The sequence below is a fragment of the Luteitalea sp. genome (assembly GCA_009377605.1).
In the GTDB taxonomy this organism is placed as follows: Bacteria; Acidobacteriota; Vicinamibacteria; order Vicinamibacterales; family Vicinamibacteraceae; genus WHTT01.
In genome coordinates this window covers 1-15,625 of the sequence record WHTT01000025.1, presented here as the reverse complement: position 1 = coordinate 15,625, position 15,625 = coordinate 1, and the positions used below count along the sequence as shown (strand labels likewise).

Genomic DNA, 15,625 nt, shown 5'->3' with positions numbered 1-15,625 from the left:
GACATCGATATCATGACATCGGTGTCTACCCTTGCGGACCTCCGGGAAGCCTGTCGATGGCCACTATCCATGACGTCGCGCGCCGCGCCGGCGTCGCCAGCATCACCGTCTCTCGCACCCTGACCGGTCATGCGCCGGTCAGCGCTGCGACCCGGGCGCGAATCGACGCCGCGATCCGAGACCTCAAGTACGTGCCGAATGTCCTGGCCCGCGGCCTCAAAGGTCGTTCGACGCGCACGCTCGGCCTCGTCGTCACCGATGTGACCAACCCGTTCTTTACGCTCGTGGCGCGCGGTGTCGAGGATGCCGCGCACGAGGCGGGCTACTCGGTCATCCTGTGCAACTCGGATCGAGCGCCTGCGCGTGAGGCGCTTTACCTCGAAGTGCTGCACTCGAAACAGGTTGACGGGCTCGTCCTGACACCAATCGGCCGTCGAGAGGGCATCCTGCAATGGCATCGCGAGCGACCAGTCTGCTTGATCGATCGCACGCTGCGCGGGCTCGCGTGGCGCAAAGCCGGCATGGACATCGTGCGTGCCGACAGCGTCGAGGGAGCGCGCTCGGTGGTCGACCATCTTCTCGAGCACGGGCACCGCAGGATCGGTCTGGTGAATGGCGCCCTCGTGATCTCGACCGCGCGAGACCGCAGGGAAGGATATCGTCGCGCTCTCGCCGCCGCTGGTGTTGCAGTCGACCCGGCACTCGAGCGGCACGGTCTCTTCTCGTTTTCCGCCGGTGAGGCGATGGGCCGAGACCTCTTGGCGGTCCGTCCGCGGTCGACCGCGATCTTTGCCGGGAATCCGCTGCTGGCGATCGGCGTGATGGCGGCGGCCCAGAAGCGCGGGCTGCGTGTCCCTGATGATCTGGCGCTGGTGACGTTCGACGGCGTTCCCCAACTCGAAGTGGTGCTGCCGTTCTTCACCGCCGCCGTGCAGCCCGCCTATCAGATGGGCCAGCGTGCCGCCCGGCAGCTTCTCGAGCGGCTTGCGTGGCGGGCGACGGGCGAGGACGAGCCCGGGCGCGAGACGCTCTTCGAAACGGAGCTGATGATTCGCCGTTCCTGCGGATGCAGACTCCCGGAGGGTCTCGCGGTAGCCGAGGTGAGTGCAGCGGCTCGCTGAGACAACGTAGGTCTGGCAACAACGAGAAGCAATCGAACGACGATGCATTTTTCGAAGAGTGTCTGTTCAACTCTAGCAATCACCGTCCTCATCGGGGCTCTCTCCTGCGCACGAGCGGTTCCGAGCCGCTCTGGCAACGTCGAGGCCAAGCAGCGACGCCCCAATGTTCTGTTGATCACGGTGGACGATATGAACTGGGACTCGCTCGGTGTGACGGGCAACCCGATTCCGGGGATCTCTCCCAACATCGACCGCTTGGCGAGCGAGGGCATGCTCTTCGAACGGGCGCACGTCACGGTCGCCATCTGCCATCCGACCCGCGCCGTTTGGATGACCGGGCGCTATCCGCAGAACAGCGGCGCGTTGGGCTTCGAGGCCATCGATGCGGAGGTGCCGACGCTCGTGGAGACGTTGGCTGACGCCGGCTACTACACGGGACTCATGGCAAAGACGGGACACGTGGTTCCCTCCCGCGCCGCTGCTTGGGACGAGTTGATCCCGGCTCGAGAATTGAAGAACGGCCGCAGCCCGCAGCTCTATTACAGGCGCGCCGAGAGCTTCTTCGAACACGCCAGGGCGGCCGGGCAGCCGTTCTTCCTGATGGCCAATACGCAGGATCCACACCGGCCCTTCGCCGCGAGTGAGCAGGAGGTGGCATTCAAGGCGCGCGACGCGACCAACACGGGCTCGCAGTATGGCGGTGGCTTTCCGGCCGCCGCTGTCGCGTACGCGCCGAGCGCGGTGCCAGTGCCCGGCTTCCTTCCCGACCTTCCACCGATCCGCCACGAGCTCGCGGAGTACTACACCTCCGTCCACAGGGCGGACGAGACGACCGGCGCCCTGCTCCGTGCCCTCGACGCGTCAGGGATGGCCGACACCACGCTGGTGATGTGGCTCTCGGACCATGGGATGCCATTCCCCTTCGCCAAGACCAACGTTTGGCGGCACTCGACGCGCACACCCTGGATTGTCCGGTGGCCGGGCGTCGTGTCAGGTGGGAGCACTGACACCCACCACTTCGTCAGCGGCATCGACCTCGCGCCGACGATTCTCGATGCAGTAGGAGTCCAGAATCTCAGGGGAACCGATGGCCGCTCGTTCCTGCCGCTGTTCGCCGGCGAGTCACAAGCTGGCCGCGAGCACGTGTTCACGCAGGTTGATGAGATCGCATCGGGTACCGCGTACCCGATGCGGGCAGTGACCGATGGCCGGCTCGGCTACATGTTCAACGTGTGGGCAGACGGGCGCAGCGAGTTTCGCAACGAGGCGATGAGCGGCCTCACCTTTGCAGCGATGCGAGAGGCGGCCGCCACTGATGCCGCCATCGCGGCTCGCATCGAGCATTTCGTCCACCGCACGCCGGAGGAGCTCTACGACTACCAGCGCGATCCGGATGCGTTGCACAATCTTGTCGACGACGCCCGCTATGCGGAGACCATTGCACGATATCGCGCTCTGTTGCTCGGTCACATGAAGGAGTTTGCTGATCCGCAGCGAGCGGCGTTCGAGCGTTTCTTGTCCGGCGAGCGGGCCAGCGTACGGGTGGCGTCTGGCGCGAAGGACTATTTTGTGGAGAGTCGCTCCAGGAGCAGATAGCGTCCCTGGTGCGAGGCAGGCTCGGCCGCGGAGCTCACAGTCAGTCGCATGAGCATGATCTGGCCGTCGCGCGTATTTCCGGCCGCGGGCCAGTTCGGCAGACCGGGGCCGTTCGGGTTGCCGGTCTTCACGAAGTTCGCAAAGTATCCCTGCATGATCTCCGAGACCTTGTAATCGTCTGGCGTCCATGCGTAAGCGGCGTTGGTCGCGAGGTTGCCCATCGCGTATTCGATCTCGGCGGAGTGCACGGCTCCACGGGGCGGCGGGCGGTTGGCCTCCGCATCCTCGCCTTCTTTCACGCCGTCTGCGCCTCCCGGAATGGCTTTGCCCATCTCCGGCTTCATCGGTGGCCGTGGGTGAGCATAGAAGTACCGATACACATCCGCGTCACCCGTCTGTCGGTGCAGGTCGAACCACTTCCAGGTGCTATAGCCAATGAACCGATCGCCGGCGAGATCCGTTGCCGACTGCACGGCCTCCTCGTTCGTCGACGCTGGGTACTGCTCTAGGACCTCGTCGGCGCCATCGTCGTAGAGATCGCGCACTGCCACGGCAAAGCTCTCTGCTGTGGGGCCGTTGTCTCCCAGCAGCGCCTCGTAGTTCCTCTCCTCGGAGTTCCAGCCGACCAACAGCGGAACGTGCGCCTGTTCACCAGCGGCATAGATCTCGGCCGGCGCCTTCGGAAAGAAGTAGCTGTCGACAATTGGGCCGAAGCGTGGCATCCCGGAGCGGCCGGCGGCTGCGAGCAGCTCCATCGACGACAGAGCACGGAGCGCCTCCAGCGACGTGGCGCCCACGGCCTGGGCGAACGTCACGCCTTTCTGCTCTCCTTCGGCGAGTGAGGCGGGTTGCCGCTCTCCGAGCAGCGAGCCGCTCTCGCCGATGGCGCCCGCGATTAGGTCCTTCGACGTGGGCGACGCCATCTGGGCGCTGACCGCGAACGACCCGGCCGACTCGCCGGCAATCGTCACCCTCTTGGGGTCGCCTCCGAACGCGGCGATGTTCTGCTGCACCCAGCGGAGGGCCTGGGCCTGGTCCATCAGGGCGTAGTTGCCGGACGCCTGGTGCGGGGATGCCTTCGTCAGCTCGGGGTGCGCGAAAAAGCCGAAGATGCCCAGGCGGTAACTCATGGTCACGACGACGATGTCCTTTTGCGCCATGCTCTCGCCGTCGTAGCGCGGCTCCGAACCGTCGCCGGCCACGAAGCCGCCTCCATAGAAGTACACGAGGACCGGCAACTGCGTGTCGGTCGAAGTCTCCGGCGTCCATACGTTCAGATACAGGCAGTCCTCGCTCACCCCATCGTTCCGGAAGACCATGTCGTCGTACACACGCTGCTGCATGCACTGAGCCGCGAAGCGGTCCGCGGCGCGCACGCCCTCCCAGTCGCTGACCGGTTGCGGTGGCTTCCACCGGAGCTCGCCGACGGGCGGTGCGGCATATGGAATTCCTTTGAACACACGAATGCCGCTCGCTTCGGTGATTCCCTCGACGAGGCCGTTTCCCGTGGTTACGCGAGCCGCGGGGGCGCCGGGGTCGGACGGTGAGGAGATGGTTTCGAGGCTCGTCCGATCAGCAGCCATGGGCATCAGCGGACCGGCCACCACCAATAGGATCAACAGCGCTTTCATCATGGGGGAGTAGCCTTTGCGCTTCAGCGAGCGCGTCGTGTGCGCGGGCCAAGCGCCGCGTCGTGAGACGCGGAGTGACGACCTATCATTTGCTTCATGATAGCCCATTGGACGAGAAGTTGGCCGCTGACTGGGGATGACCTTCGGTTTCGTCGTGTCGCGGGAGGTTCGTGATCAGGTATTCGAGAATCTGACCACGACCGGTCGCGTCTGAGTTGATCGCGCGCCTCGCCGGGATTTGGTAAGCAGACAGGCCGGCCGCCTTGGCCTCGCGATTGCCGTCGTACAGATCGGCGATCTCCGACGCCGTCGAGTTGCTGAGCAGCACCCAGCAGCCTCGACGCGCCAGCTCGATCGTGACCTGTTGGAGGCGTTGTTGATCGGGCAGGGAAAATCGGTCTGCCGTGTAGGATGTGAACAATGCCGTTCGGCTCAAGGGTGCGTACGGTGGATCGAAGTACGCAAAGTCCCCAGGCTGCGCGCGGTCGAGCACTGTCTGGAAGGGCGCTTGGCAGATATCGGCTCGCGTCTCAGCCAGGGCACGTGCCACCTGTTGGAGATTCGTTCGATCGCAGATCCGCGGGTTCGTATAGCGGCCGAGCGGCACATTGAACTGTCCTTGCGAGTTCACGCGGAACAGACCATTGAACCCCGTTCGATTGAGATAAATCAGCTTGGCTGCCAACGCCGGCGTGTAGCGGGAGCTCTTCGGGGCGTCTCCATTGAAGATTTGGTGCCGCTCGGGATTGAACTGCTCATCGCGGACGCTGTAGTAGTGGGCTCGCGGATCTGCCCGATAGGCGAGGGCCAGCTCTCTCAGATGCTGGATGACCGCGTCAACCTGATCACGGACCATCAGGTAACAGCCGACGAGGTCCGCGTTGTTGTCCATCAAGACAGCCTGCCGGCCGGCGAGCAGTCCGCGAGTGTAGAGATCGAAGAAGACGGCCCCACTGCCGACGAACGGTTCGTAGTACGCGCCGAAGGACTCTGGGTAGAACCGGCGAATTTGCGGCAGCAGCTGTCGCTTACCGCCTGCCCACTTCAGGAAAGGGCGAACGTGGGAGTCCAGGTCCAGTGGCTTGGCTTCCAGAGCCGGGGGAGGTGTCTTCTCTCGCGCCATTCACGGTGACCCGCTGGCGAATCATAGCACTCAGTGAATGGCATCGGCACGGTGCCGTTAGAACCGTTCGAAAACGCGACACGCTTGCGCACGTCTCACGCTTTCCCACGCGTGCGCAAGGACGGTGCCGAACTTGCCTTGGGACCGGTCATAGACGTATATGCTACAGGCACAACTGGGCTCCCGCGCAGATCAGAACATGGGTGCTTGTGCTGCTGGCCAGTGTGGCGCTGGCCGTCGCCATGATTGGCATTTACGGCGTGCTCGCATATCTCGTGACTGTTCGACAGCACGAGCTTGCCGTCCGTCTGGCGCGTCTATTCTGCCCGGAATTTCCTCATGCTTGCGTAGTCGTGTCCCAGTCAGTCGAGACTGGAACGAAGGATATAATCCGAGGTGTCGGCTTCCAGACGCAACTATCTGGCGCAACGCGACCAACTACACGCGTTGGCATTCGTCAGTCAGCCGCTGGCGAGAGAGGTTCTATGGACGACGTCGCCGTGTGGCCCGATCTCCCGTATCCTGCGTGGCGAGAAACAGCCGCCACCTTGCAGCTCTGGACTCAGATCGTGGGCAAAGTCCGCCTGAGGCTGACCCCCTGGGTCAACCATGGCTGGCACATTCCACTGTATGTGACCGCCCGTGGGCTCGGCACGTCGCCGATTCCGATGGGCAACGAGATCTTCGAAATCGAGCTCGATTTCATCAGCCACCGGCTCGCGGTCCGCACGAGCACTGGCCAGGAAGGATCGCTCCCGCTCGCGCCACAAACGGTTGCGGCCTTCCATCGTGCGGTTCTCGATCTCTTGAACAGCATAGGCATAGCCGTGGCGATCAACGAGATGCCGAACGAGATCGCCAACCCGATCCCGTTTTCACAGGACCGGACTCACGCTGCCTATGACGCCGCCGCAGTCCATCGCTTCTGGCGCGCGCTGGTCCAAGTTGATCGGATCTTCAAGCTCTTCCGCACCGGTTTCCTGGGCAAGGTCAGCGCGGTCCATTTCTTCTGGGGCAGCTTCGATCTCGCGCTCACCCGTTTCTCCGGACGGCCCGCCCCGCTGCATCCAGGTGGCGTGCCGGGGCTACCGGATGAAGTGACGCGGGAAGCGTATTCGCACGAAGTGAGCAGTGCCGGATTCTGGCCGGGCAATGAGACCTTCCCACGTGCGGCCTTCTACTCCTATGCCTATCCCGAACCCGGCGGCTTTCGCGACAAGCCGGTCCCTGCGGGTGCCTATTTCGACACGACGATGGGAGAGTTCATCCTGCCTTACGATGCGGTCGCTGCTGCCGCGGACCCCGACGCCTTGTTGCTCGACTTCCTCTCCACGACGTATGCAGCCGCAGCCGAGACCGGAGGCTGGGACCGTGCGGCACTAGAATGCCCAATCGGTGTTCCGGCAGAGGTGCGGCCGCTTCAGTGAGCGCGTTGAGGTAGAGACATTAGAGAGTCAGCTCCCACGTCTCGCCGATCAGGTCGTGACCGAAGCTGTGGTGCGGTTGTTTTCCTGTCAGGCGGAAACCGGCTTGTTTGTAGATGTGCCGGGGCGGCGTGCAGTGACGCTTGCGTCCAGAGCGTGATCTTCCGATAGCCGGCGTGGCGTGTGAAGCGCACGCATTCGCTTACGAGCCGCGTGCCAATGCCCAATCCGCGTGCGCTGGGATCGACCAGCAAGAGGTGCAATTTTGCCACAGTCTTCGAGTGCCGCACGAGGAAGACCGAGCCAACCCGCACGCCGTCCCGTTCAGCGATCCAGCACCGTTCGCGCTTCGGGTCGTAACGTTGCAGGAACGTGGAGACGATGCTCGCGACGAATGCCTCGAATTCATCGTCCCACCCGATCCACGGGGTCCAACAGAATGATGGCTCGGCGCTTCCCTGCAGGCCGACACCGGCGGAGGCGTGACAGACGGTCGAGAATCCTTTACGCTGAAGTCAGGAGGTTTGACGATGGCGGCGCTCGATTGGTCGCAATGCCCTGAAGTGGAGAGCATCCCAGGGAAGGTGAGTGGCGCCTGGGTGCTGCGCGGCACGCGCATGCCGGTGTCCATCATCTTCGAGAATCTCGAAGCAGGCATGACGGTGGATGAAGTGATGGAGCAGTTTGACGTGACCCGTGAGCAGGTCAACGCGGTCATCGATTTTGTGACGCGCAGCCTGGAAGAGGTGCCTGCCGGCGGCGCGTAAATGCTGGTGCTCTTTGATCACGGCACACCCCGAGGGCTCGCACAGTCCCTGACCGCACACACGGTCAAGGAAACGAAGGCACAGGGCTGGGACACGCTCGGCAACGGGGAATTGCTCGATGCCGCCGAGGCGGCGGGCTTCGAGGTTCTCGTAACTCCTGACAAGAACATCCGCCATCAGCAGAATCTCAGCGGGCGAACGATTGCAATGGTGGTGCTCGGCAATCCCCGCTGGCCAATCCTACGGTGGCACGTCGAACGGGTTGTCGCGGCCGTGAATGCCGCCACACCAGGGGTCGTACACCGAAGTGGCCATCCCCAGCCAACCGCCCCCGTGAACCCCCAACCAGAATTACGTGAGTTCCGTGGCGCGCTGTCGCGCACGTGCGTGCGTGCGGCGCTCCGCTGGTGGGTAGGCTCCCTAACCGGCTAGCGGAGCCCTCCTGCGTCCTCCTACCTCCAAAGAGCCTGTCCGGAATGAGGTGGAATGGACAGGAATAAGCAGCAGGAGCAACGCTTCCGCCGTCGTCGCGGGGGACTGCGATATTGGGGGCTGCGCGCAGACGCTGATCGCCGCAAGTTCGGTAATCGAACAGGTCGACCAACCTTCGCGCACAGCATCGTCCACGAACCAGTCAATTGCCGAGCGTGATGGACCTGTATATCGCAAGTTTGGGACAAAGTGAGTACGCAACAAATGGCGTATCACTAAGTTTCTTATTTTGAGGAGATTAGATATGGTGCGGAAGGGGGGATTTGAACCCCCACCGAGTTTCCTCGACAGGTTCCTGAGACCTGCGCGTCTGCCAGTTCCGCCACTTCCGCATGGCACCAGGGCTCTCGCGAGCGCGAACCACAAAGTATACCTCAAGCACCGCGAGCGATCGAGAACCCCAAACAGCTCAATGCTATACTCGAATGTTGGCGAGGGTTACCAATTCTAAGCGCAGAGCTCACTTGTGTTGCCACTCGTTGGCTCCCGTAGCACAACCCCTTGAGCCTGGAACTGCGGGCCCGACGCGACGAGTGTCACTGCAAGTGAGCTCTCAGCTTAATCCCGCATCTCGAGGGTTTCTGATCGAAAGGCGGACTCCGTGGCGGCACGTCGCGGCCTTTGGCTGGTTCTCATCCTCATCGTTGTCGCCGTTCTGACGTCGGCTGCAGGCTTGGCGTTCGTCTACACGTTCGTCGGCGGGCCCCGTCCGATCCCGTCGAACGCCACACTGGTTCTGCGACTCAGCGCAGATCTGCCGGAGCACCAGCCGTCGGGATTGCCGGCGTTCTGGCGCGAACAGCCCACACTGAATGGCCTCATCGGTGCACTGCGCCGCGCGAAGAGCGACCGGCGCATCAAGGGTGTCGTGGTCTCGTCCGCAGGCGCAGCAGCCCTGTGGGGCAAGACGCAGGAGCTCCGCGACGCGCTGCTCGATTTCCGGCGCTCGGGCAAGCCACTCGTCGCGCATCTCGAGTACGCCGGTAATCAGGAGTACTACCTCGCCTCGGCGTGCGACAGAGTGTATCTGATGCCGTCAGGGACGCTGGATCTCGCCGGCCTGGCCAGCTACGAGCTGTTCCTGCGAGGCACGCTGGACAAGCTCGGCATCTATCCCGACCTCGTGCACATTGGCGACTACAAGACGGCGGTGAACACATTCACCGAAGAGGGCTTCACGCCGGCGCATCGCGAGATGGCCACCTCGCTCAACGCGGACGCGTTTCGCGAGCTCGTGCGCGGCATTGCCGCGAGCCGCAAGAAGTCCGAAGCCGAAGTGCGAGCGCTCGTGAACGGCGGTCCGATGTTGCCGGAGGATGCCCTCGAGCACGGCCTGGTCGATGGCCTCGCTTACCTGGATCAGGTCGGGGCGAAGAGCGGGATCGGTGAGTCGTCTCAGCTGCTCGACGTCGGGGACTACATCGCCGTAGACGATCACCGGCTCGGCCACACACGCGGGTCCAGGGTGGCACTCATCTATGCGGTTGGCACGATCACGCCGGGCAGAAGCGGCGATTCGTGGCAAGGCGGGTACGTGGGCGCCGACACGCTGAACGAGTACATCCGTGAAGTCCGTAAGGACCGCAGTATCGAGGCGGTCGTGCTGCGCATCGACAGCCCGGGCGGATCCTCGATCGCGTCCGATGCCATCTGGCGCGAGCTGATGTTGACGCGCGACGTGAAGCCGATCATCGTCTCGATGTCGGACTTGGCTGCCTCCGGCGGCTACTACATCGCCATGCCCGCCCACGTCATCGTCGCGCAGCCGGGCACGTTGACCGGCTCCATTGGGATCTTCGGCGGAAAGTTCGTGACGGCCGGTCTCATGTCGAAGCTAGGGGCGCGCGTGGACTCGGTCGCCGAGGGACGGTTTGCCGAGATGGGCTCTCCGGCGCGGCGCTTCACGCCGGACGAGCGCGCCAAGCTCGAAGAGCACATGCAAGCCTTCTACGACCAGTTCGTCGAGAAGGTCGCACAGGCGCGCCGTCGCACGCCGGACCAGATCGATGCGTTGGCGCAGGGTCGTGTGTGGACAGGCCGGCAGGCCAAGGATCTGGGACTCGTCGACGAGCTGGGAGGCCTGCCACGCGCGATTGCCATTGCCCGCAAGCGGGCCAACATCAGTGACGATGCACCGGTCGAGCTCGTGACGTATCCGCCGAGAAAAGGCTTCTTCGAGTGGCTTGCTGATCCCTTGTCGGCCGCAGAGGAAGGACGCAGCCTCTTGCTGGAAGCGATGGCCACGCCGAACGAGCGACGCGCGCTCGCTGCCGTCCAAACACCGCTCAGCCTGCTGCGCCTTGGCGATCCGCTCGCGCTGATGCCTTACGTGTTCGTGCGGCCCTGAGTGGGTGATGGGGTGACACCTTGTCACCCCGTCGCGCCCCGCACCGCCGCTACGAGGCTATCGCCTGCTGTAGCACGGCGTCGTTCTGCCGAATGTCGAGCCGCTCCTTCACCTTGGTGAGGTAACTGGTCATGAAGCGACCGCGCTGCTGCTCGAGGAGCTCTTGGCGCAGCGTCTCGCGCTCGGCCGCAAGATCCTCCTTCTTGATCTCCGTGCGCTCGACAACGTGAACAATCGACGCCCCGGTATCGGTGACGATCGGATCGCTGACGCCGCCTGCTGGGAGACTGAAGGCGAGCTCGTCGATCTCTGCATTGACACCAACGGTCGGGACGCTCGCGCCGCGGGTGAAGTCGGTCGTCTCCACACTCAACCCCGCGCTCTTCGCAGCCCGGGCGAAGTCGTCCTTGAACGACGCCATCAGGCTCTTTGCCTCGGTTCGTGCGAGGTCGAGCGCCCGCTGCTGCGTGAGGTCCTCCTTGACGCGTGCTTCCACCTCGCTCAACTTTGGTGTGCGCGCTGGCTGGTTGTCGAGGACCGTGATGAAGACATATCCCTGCGGCGCCTGCAACGCCTCGCTGACCTGACCTTGCGGCAGTGAGAAGGCGGCCTTGCTCACCTCGGGCGCAGGCCCGAGCCCCTCGATCGGCTCCTCGCGCTCGAAGAAGTTTGACTCGCGTACCTGGAGGCCATGCTTGCGCGCGACCGTGTCGAGATCGGACGGTTGCGTGATCTCAGGCGCGATCTGTGTTGACAGCTCTTTCGCGCGTGCCTGTGCACGTTGCCCCTTCAACTGCTCGACGATCTGATTTTGGACCTCGGCGAAGGGCCGCGTCTCCGCCGGCTTCTTGTCCATCACCTTGATGATGTGGAAGCCGTACTGCGATTTGACGAGGTCGCTCAGCTGGCCCGGCTGCAGGGAGAACGCCACGTCCTCGAACTCCTTCACCATTGCGCCCCGGCCGAAGTATCCGAGGTCGCCGCCCTTGTCCTTACTACTGGGATCGTCCGAGTATTCCTTCGCGATCGCGGCGATGTCTGCGCCTTCCTTGATCCGGGCGAGGAGACCCTCGGCCTGCTTCTGAACCTCGGCTTCGTCTTTCTCGTTGGTCTCGAGCAGGACGTGGCTCGCGCGCACCTGCTCGGGCGTGGAGTACTGCTCGATGTTGTCGTCATAGTGTTGCTGGGCATCTTGCGGTGACACGGTGACGGCTTTGCCAAGCGTTGGCATGTCGATGGCAAGGAAGCGAATCTTCATCTTCACGCCGAACCGGTACTTCTCGCGGTTCTTCTCGAAGTACGCGGCCACCTCGTTGGCGCTTGGCGCGGCCTCGGACGTGAACGTGTCCGCAGCAAACGACACGACCTCGAGCTTGGCTTTCTCGTTCCGGCGCTGGTACTCGCGGTCCACTTCCTCGTCTGGCATGGTCATCCAGGAGGTCAGCGCGCTCCGCAGCCTCTCGGCAAGAAGCTGCTTGTGAACGTCTGCCTCGAACTCACTGGGCGTCAGCGGTGGTCGCTGCACACTCAGGAGCTGTCGGTAACGTTCCTCGCCGATGAATTGTCCGTTCTGCTGCAGCCCTGGCAACCGAAGAATGCGCTCGCGCACCTCGGCATCGCTGACGGTCAGGCCGAGCCGCTCGGCCTCGGCCAACGTGGCCTGTTCGTCGATGAGCACGCTCAGGATCTGCCGGTCGACGCCGAGCTGCTTGAGCAGCGCTGGATCGAACGACTCGCCGGCCGACGCGCGATACGCATCGAGGCGCTGGTAATAGGCGCGCGTGAACTCCGCCACGGTGATCTTGCGACCATCGACCTCGGCGACCGCCGCGCTCGGCGCCGCGCCGGCATCCTGCTGTTGCGACAGAAAGTCGGGGAAATAGAGCGCCACGAACGCCAGACAAACCAGCGCGAGGCTCCATTTGAGCCACCCCTTGTGCCGCCGCATCCGGTCCAACATCGTCATAAGGACAATCGTAATGCAAAAGGGGCGGGGAGCGAGGGAGCAAAGGGAGCGAGGGATCTAGGGGTCTAGGGATCTAGGGGGCTAGGGATCTAGGGATCTAGGGATCTAGGGGAAGAAGACGGCGACAGCCTCGTTTTCGGACCAGCGGACCAAAGAGGGACCTGTCCAGTTTCCAAGGTGACCCCCTCATCCCGGTGCCTCCGGGGATGTGATAAATTGCCTCAATCGGAGTCCGGGCCGTCGGGCCGCGTCTCGTGAGCGTGCCCCATACCGGCCTCTTCGTCCACCTCGTACCGCGAGCGGGACCCCGCAACGGCCTTCGACTCGATTCCGGGGTATCCTGAGGTTCTCGAAGAATCTAAAACGGCGGTCGCCCATCTTGTGGATCTCAGTATCCGTCTCCGTACAGCCAGGGCGGCACTTGCGGTCTGGCTCGACCATGTTGAATCCTACGCACGTCTCGTGCGCAAGGTACAGACACCTACGGCGCCCAACGCTGTCGCCGATACGATCGTCGAGTGGCTCACTCGGTGGCTGCCGCTCCCCTGTTGGGTGGTGGCGGTCCAAGAGCCCACAGGGACGATCCGAGTGCTTGGCGCGCGCGGCTTGACCCCGGCCCGGCGGCCGGTGGTGTTGGCGATCGCACGTCGCACGCTCCAGGCGGGCGATCCGTTCTGGGCGGCGCGCGACGTGCGACGCGCGATGGGGATTGGATCGGCGATCGCAGGTGTCGCATTCGTCCTCGTCGACCGGCGGCGAGCGGTGGCCACGCTCGTCGGTCTGGACAGCGCGCCGGCGGTCGAGACTCCCCGCTGCAGCCGCACGTTGAGCCGAGAGCTCGGGCTCCTCTTCTCACCGATGGTGTATGCGCTCGACGTGTCGATGCACCTGGAACGCGCCCAGGCCCTGTCGGTGACCGACGAGCTGACGGGACTGTACAATGCGCGCTACCTGCGTCGCGCGCTGGCGCAAGAGGTGGCGCGATCGCAACGGACGGGACGTCCGGTGGCGGTCTTGTTCGGGGATCTGGATCACTTCAAGCGCGTGAACGACACCTACGGGCACCTCTTGGGTGACCAAGCGCTCGCCGAAACGGCCGATCTGCTCCGCAGCGCGGTCCGCGACGGCGACGTGTTCGCCCGCTACGGCGGTGACGAGTTTGCGGCCGTGCTGCCGGACACGGCCGAAGCGAGCGCGGTGGCGCTGGGCACGCGTCTCATCGAGCGTCTGGCGGGCCACACGTTCCTGGCGTCGGAGGCCGAGCCGCTTCGGTTGACGATCTCGATCGGCGTGGCGGCCGCGTCGAACCCCCCGGCTTCGGCGGGGGCGCTCCTCAGAGCCGCCGACCAGGCGATGTATTGGGTCAAGGCGCACGGCCGCAACGACCTCCATGTGGCCTCGCCCAGGATCGCGCGCGCGTCGCGCGTGGAGAAGCGTCGTTGAGTGCTCGTTCGCTGTTCTCGCTCTTCTCGAGTGATCTGGCCATCGACCTCGGAACGGCCAACACCTGCGTCTATGTCCGTGGCAAGGGCATCATCGTCAGCGAGCCGTCGATGGTCGCCATCAACAAGGTCAACGGCCGGATCGAAGCCGTCGGCCGGGAAGCGAAGGACATGCTCGGACGAACGCCCGGCAACATCGTGGCGATCAAGCCGATGAAGGACGGCGTCATCGCCGACTTCGAAGTGACCGAACGCATGCTGGCCTATTTCATCAAGAAGGCCCACAACCGCAACGTGTGGGTGCGTCCGCGGATTGTCATTGGCGTGCCGTCGGAGATCACGCAGGTCGAGAAACGTGCCGTGAAGGACAGCGCGTACCGCGCGAAGGCCAGCGAGGTGTACCTGGTCGAGGAGGCCATGGCGGCCGCCATCGGCGCCGGCATGCCGATCACCGAGCCATCGGGCAACATGATCGTCGACATCGGCGGCGGCACGACGGATATTGCCGTGATCTCGCTCGCCGGCATCGTGTACAGCAAGGCCGTGCGCGTGGCGGGCAACGAGATGGACGAGGCCATCATCGATTACATCAAGAAGACGTACAACCTCTTGATTGGGGAGCGTACCGCCGAGCAGATCAAGATGGAGATCGGGTCTGCCTATCCGCTGGACGAGCGCCTGGCGACGGAGATCAAGGGGCGGCATCTCATCGAAGGGGTGCCCAAGACCATTACCATCACGGATGAGGAGATCCGGGAGGCGCTCGCCGAGACCGTCAACGTGATCGTCGATGCCGTGCGTGTCGCGCTCGAGCGTACGCCGCCCGAGCTGTCGGCCGACATCGTCGATCGCGGCATTGTGTTGACTGGCGGTGGCTCGCTCCTCAGGAACCTGGACAAGCGCTTGCGTGAGGAGACAGGGCTTCCGCTGGCGATGGCCGAAGATCCGCTGTCGTCTGTCGTGCTAGGAGCGGGCAAGATGCTGTCGGATTTCAATCTGCTGCGGAAGATCTCGATTGACTAGTGGCGAACTACCCCGCCAAAGGATGAAACCACCGGAAGGTGGCGGATCGGCTGACCACTGATCACTGGCCACTGACCACTACTCAGAATCGACAATGCCCATCACCAGTGACCACGCGCAGGGCGTCGACGTCAACCGACACACGTGGTTGCTCGTTCTGCTGCTGGTTGGCCACGTCATCCTGATCTCGGTCCAGGTCAGCACGCGTTCCGGCATTCCCGTCCTCGACACGGTGACCTTTGGCACGTTCGCAGAGCTGCAGCGCGGCGCCGCGCGTCTCTACGGCGGCGTCAGCCGGGTGTGGGAGCGCTATGTCGGCTTGCGTGGCGCCGAAAAGGAAGCGACACGCTTGCGGCGTCAGGTCGAGGTCCTGCAGCTACAGGTGCACCAGGAGCGGGCGCGTGTCCGCCGTGCAGCGCACCTCGAATCGCTGCTCGGGCTGCGCCGGCGGGTCGTCCAGCGGACGCTTGCCGCCCAGGTCATCGCCGGCGATCCTATCCAATGGCCGCAGACGGTTATCATCGACCGCGGGCGAGAGGACGGTCTGCAGACGGACATGGCGGTCATTGCTCCCCAAGGCGTGGTCGGGCGGATCATCGAACCACTCTCGCTCCATGCGGCCAAGGTCCAGCTCATTGCGGAGCGTAATGCGGGCGTGGGCGCCATCCTCGCGCGCACGGGCGCCGGCGGCGT

At 64.0% G+C, this 15,625-nt stretch carries 11 protein-coding genes, 1 tRNA gene and 2 pseudogenes; 9 read left to right on the top strand and 5 right to left on the bottom strand.

The annotated features are described in order from the left end of the window. The first annotated feature begins 56 nt into the window (after window positions 1–56). Together GEV06_10520 and GEV06_10515 are read left to right on the top strand one after the other, a co-directional pair. A complete protein-coding gene (locus GEV06_10520) occupies window positions 57–1,121 on the top strand; it encodes a LacI family DNA-binding transcriptional regulator (GenBank protein ID MPZ18329.1) in 1,065 nt (354 codons plus the stop codon). 42 nt (window positions 1,122–1,163) lie between these two features. Then, entirely contained in the window at window positions 1,164–2,717 is a 1,554-nt protein-coding gene (locus GEV06_10515) for a sulfatase-like hydrolase/transferase (protein MPZ18328.1), read from the top strand. On the opposite strand, the gene GEV06_10510 is transcribed toward GEV06_10515, so the two are convergent. After that, window positions 2,684–4,348, bottom strand: a complete 1,665-nt coding sequence (locus tag GEV06_10510; GenBank protein ID MPZ18327.1) for a carboxylesterase family protein — start codon at window positions 4,346–4,348, stop codon at window positions 2,684–2,686. The genes GEV06_10515 and GEV06_10510 overlap by 34 nt on opposite strands. Before the next feature lie 94 nt (window positions 4,349–4,442). Then, entirely contained in the window at window positions 4,443–5,471 is a 1,029-nt protein-coding gene (locus GEV06_10505; protein MPZ18326.1) for a Dam family site-specific DNA-(adenine-N6)-methyltransferase, read from the bottom strand. 485 nt (window positions 5,472–5,956) lie between these two features. Between GEV06_10505 and GEV06_10500 the strand changes: the two genes are divergently transcribed. Then, the gene (locus GEV06_10500) at window positions 5,957–6,898 is read left to right on the top strand and encodes a hypothetical protein (GenBank protein ID MPZ18325.1); all 942 of its coding nucleotides are present in this window, start codon (window positions 5,957–5,959) and stop codon (window positions 6,896–6,898) included. A gap of 19 nt (window positions 6,899–6,917) precedes the next feature. On the opposite strand, the pseudogene GEV06_10495 reads toward GEV06_10500, so the two are convergent. Beyond that, window positions 6,918–7,359, bottom strand: a pseudogene (locus tag GEV06_10495) (GNAT family N-acetyltransferase). A gap of 66 nt (window positions 7,360–7,425) precedes the next feature. Between GEV06_10495 and GEV06_10490 the strand changes: the two are divergent. Together GEV06_10490 and GEV06_10485 are read left to right on the top strand one after the other, a co-directional pair. Beyond that, complete coding sequence (locus tag GEV06_10490; protein ID MPZ18324.1) at window positions 7,426–7,662, top strand: DUF433 domain-containing protein; 237 nt, start codon at window positions 7,426–7,428, stop codon at window positions 7,660–7,662. Next, window positions 7,663–7,881, top strand: a pseudogene (locus GEV06_10485) (hypothetical protein). Between the two features lie 518 nt (window positions 7,882–8,399). Here GEV06_10485 and GEV06_10480 read toward each other — a convergent pair. Next, window positions 8,400–8,486: transfer RNA gene (locus GEV06_10480), tRNA-Leu, on the bottom strand. 236 nt (window positions 8,487–8,722) lie between these two features. On the opposite strand from GEV06_10480, the gene sppA reads away from it, so the two are divergent. Continuing rightward, window positions 8,723–10,501 (top strand): signal peptide peptidase SppA, encoded by a 1,779-nt coding sequence (gene sppA / locus GEV06_10475; protein ID MPZ18323.1) that lies wholly within the window; start codon window positions 8,723–8,725, stop codon window positions 10,499–10,501. 49 nt (window positions 10,502–10,550) lie between these two features. On the opposite strand, the gene GEV06_10470 is transcribed toward sppA, so the two are convergent. Further along, a complete protein-coding gene (locus GEV06_10470; protein ID MPZ18322.1) occupies window positions 10,551–12,467 on the bottom strand; it encodes a hypothetical protein in 1,917 nt (638 codons plus the stop codon). Between the two features lie 462 nt (window positions 12,468–12,929). Between GEV06_10470 and GEV06_10465 the strand changes: the two genes are divergently transcribed. From GEV06_10465 to GEV06_10455, 3 genes are all read left to right on the top strand, one after another. Next, window positions 12,930–13,910 carry a diguanylate cyclase gene (locus GEV06_10465; GenBank protein MPZ18321.1) on the top strand — a complete coding sequence of 327 codons (981 nt, stop codon included), beginning with the start codon at window positions 12,930–12,932 and terminating at the stop codon, window positions 13,908–13,910. Beyond that, window positions 13,907–14,932: an MreB/Mrl family cell shape determining protein gene (locus tag GEV06_10460; protein ID MPZ18320.1), complete on the top strand. Its 1,026-nt coding sequence runs from the start codon at window positions 13,907–13,909 to the stop codon at window positions 14,930–14,932. Before GEV06_10465 ends, GEV06_10460 begins: the two co-directional genes overlap by 4 nt. A 94-nt stretch (window positions 14,933–15,026) precedes the next feature. After that, on the top strand, window positions 15,027–15,625 hold a 599-nt coding region (locus GEV06_10455; GenBank protein ID MPZ18319.1), incomplete at its 3' end, for a hypothetical protein.

Coding starts and splice junctions, on each gene's coding strand:
- GEV06_10520 (MPZ18329.1), top strand. CDS start 57: ATGGCCACTATCCATGACGTCGCGCGCCGCGCCGGCGTCGCCAGCATC.
- GEV06_10515 (MPZ18328.1), top strand. CDS start 1,164: ATGCATTTTTCGAAGAGTGTCTGTTCAACTCTAGCAATCACCGTCCTC.
- GEV06_10510 (MPZ18327.1), bottom strand. CDS start 4,348: ATGAAAGCGCTGTTGATCCTATTGGTGGTGGCCGGTCCGCTGATGCCC.
- GEV06_10505 (MPZ18326.1), bottom strand. CDS start 5,471: ATGGCGCGAGAGAAGACACCTCCCCCGGCTCTGGAAGCCAAGCCACTG.
- GEV06_10500 (MPZ18325.1), top strand. CDS start 5,957: ATGGACGACGTCGCCGTGTGGCCCGATCTCCCGTATCCTGCGTGGCGA.
- GEV06_10490 (MPZ18324.1), top strand. CDS start 7,426: ATGGCGGCGCTCGATTGGTCGCAATGCCCTGAAGTGGAGAGCATCCCA.
- GEV06_10470 (MPZ18322.1), bottom strand. CDS start 12,467: ATGACGATGTTGGACCGGATGCGGCGGCACAAGGGGTGGCTCAAATGG.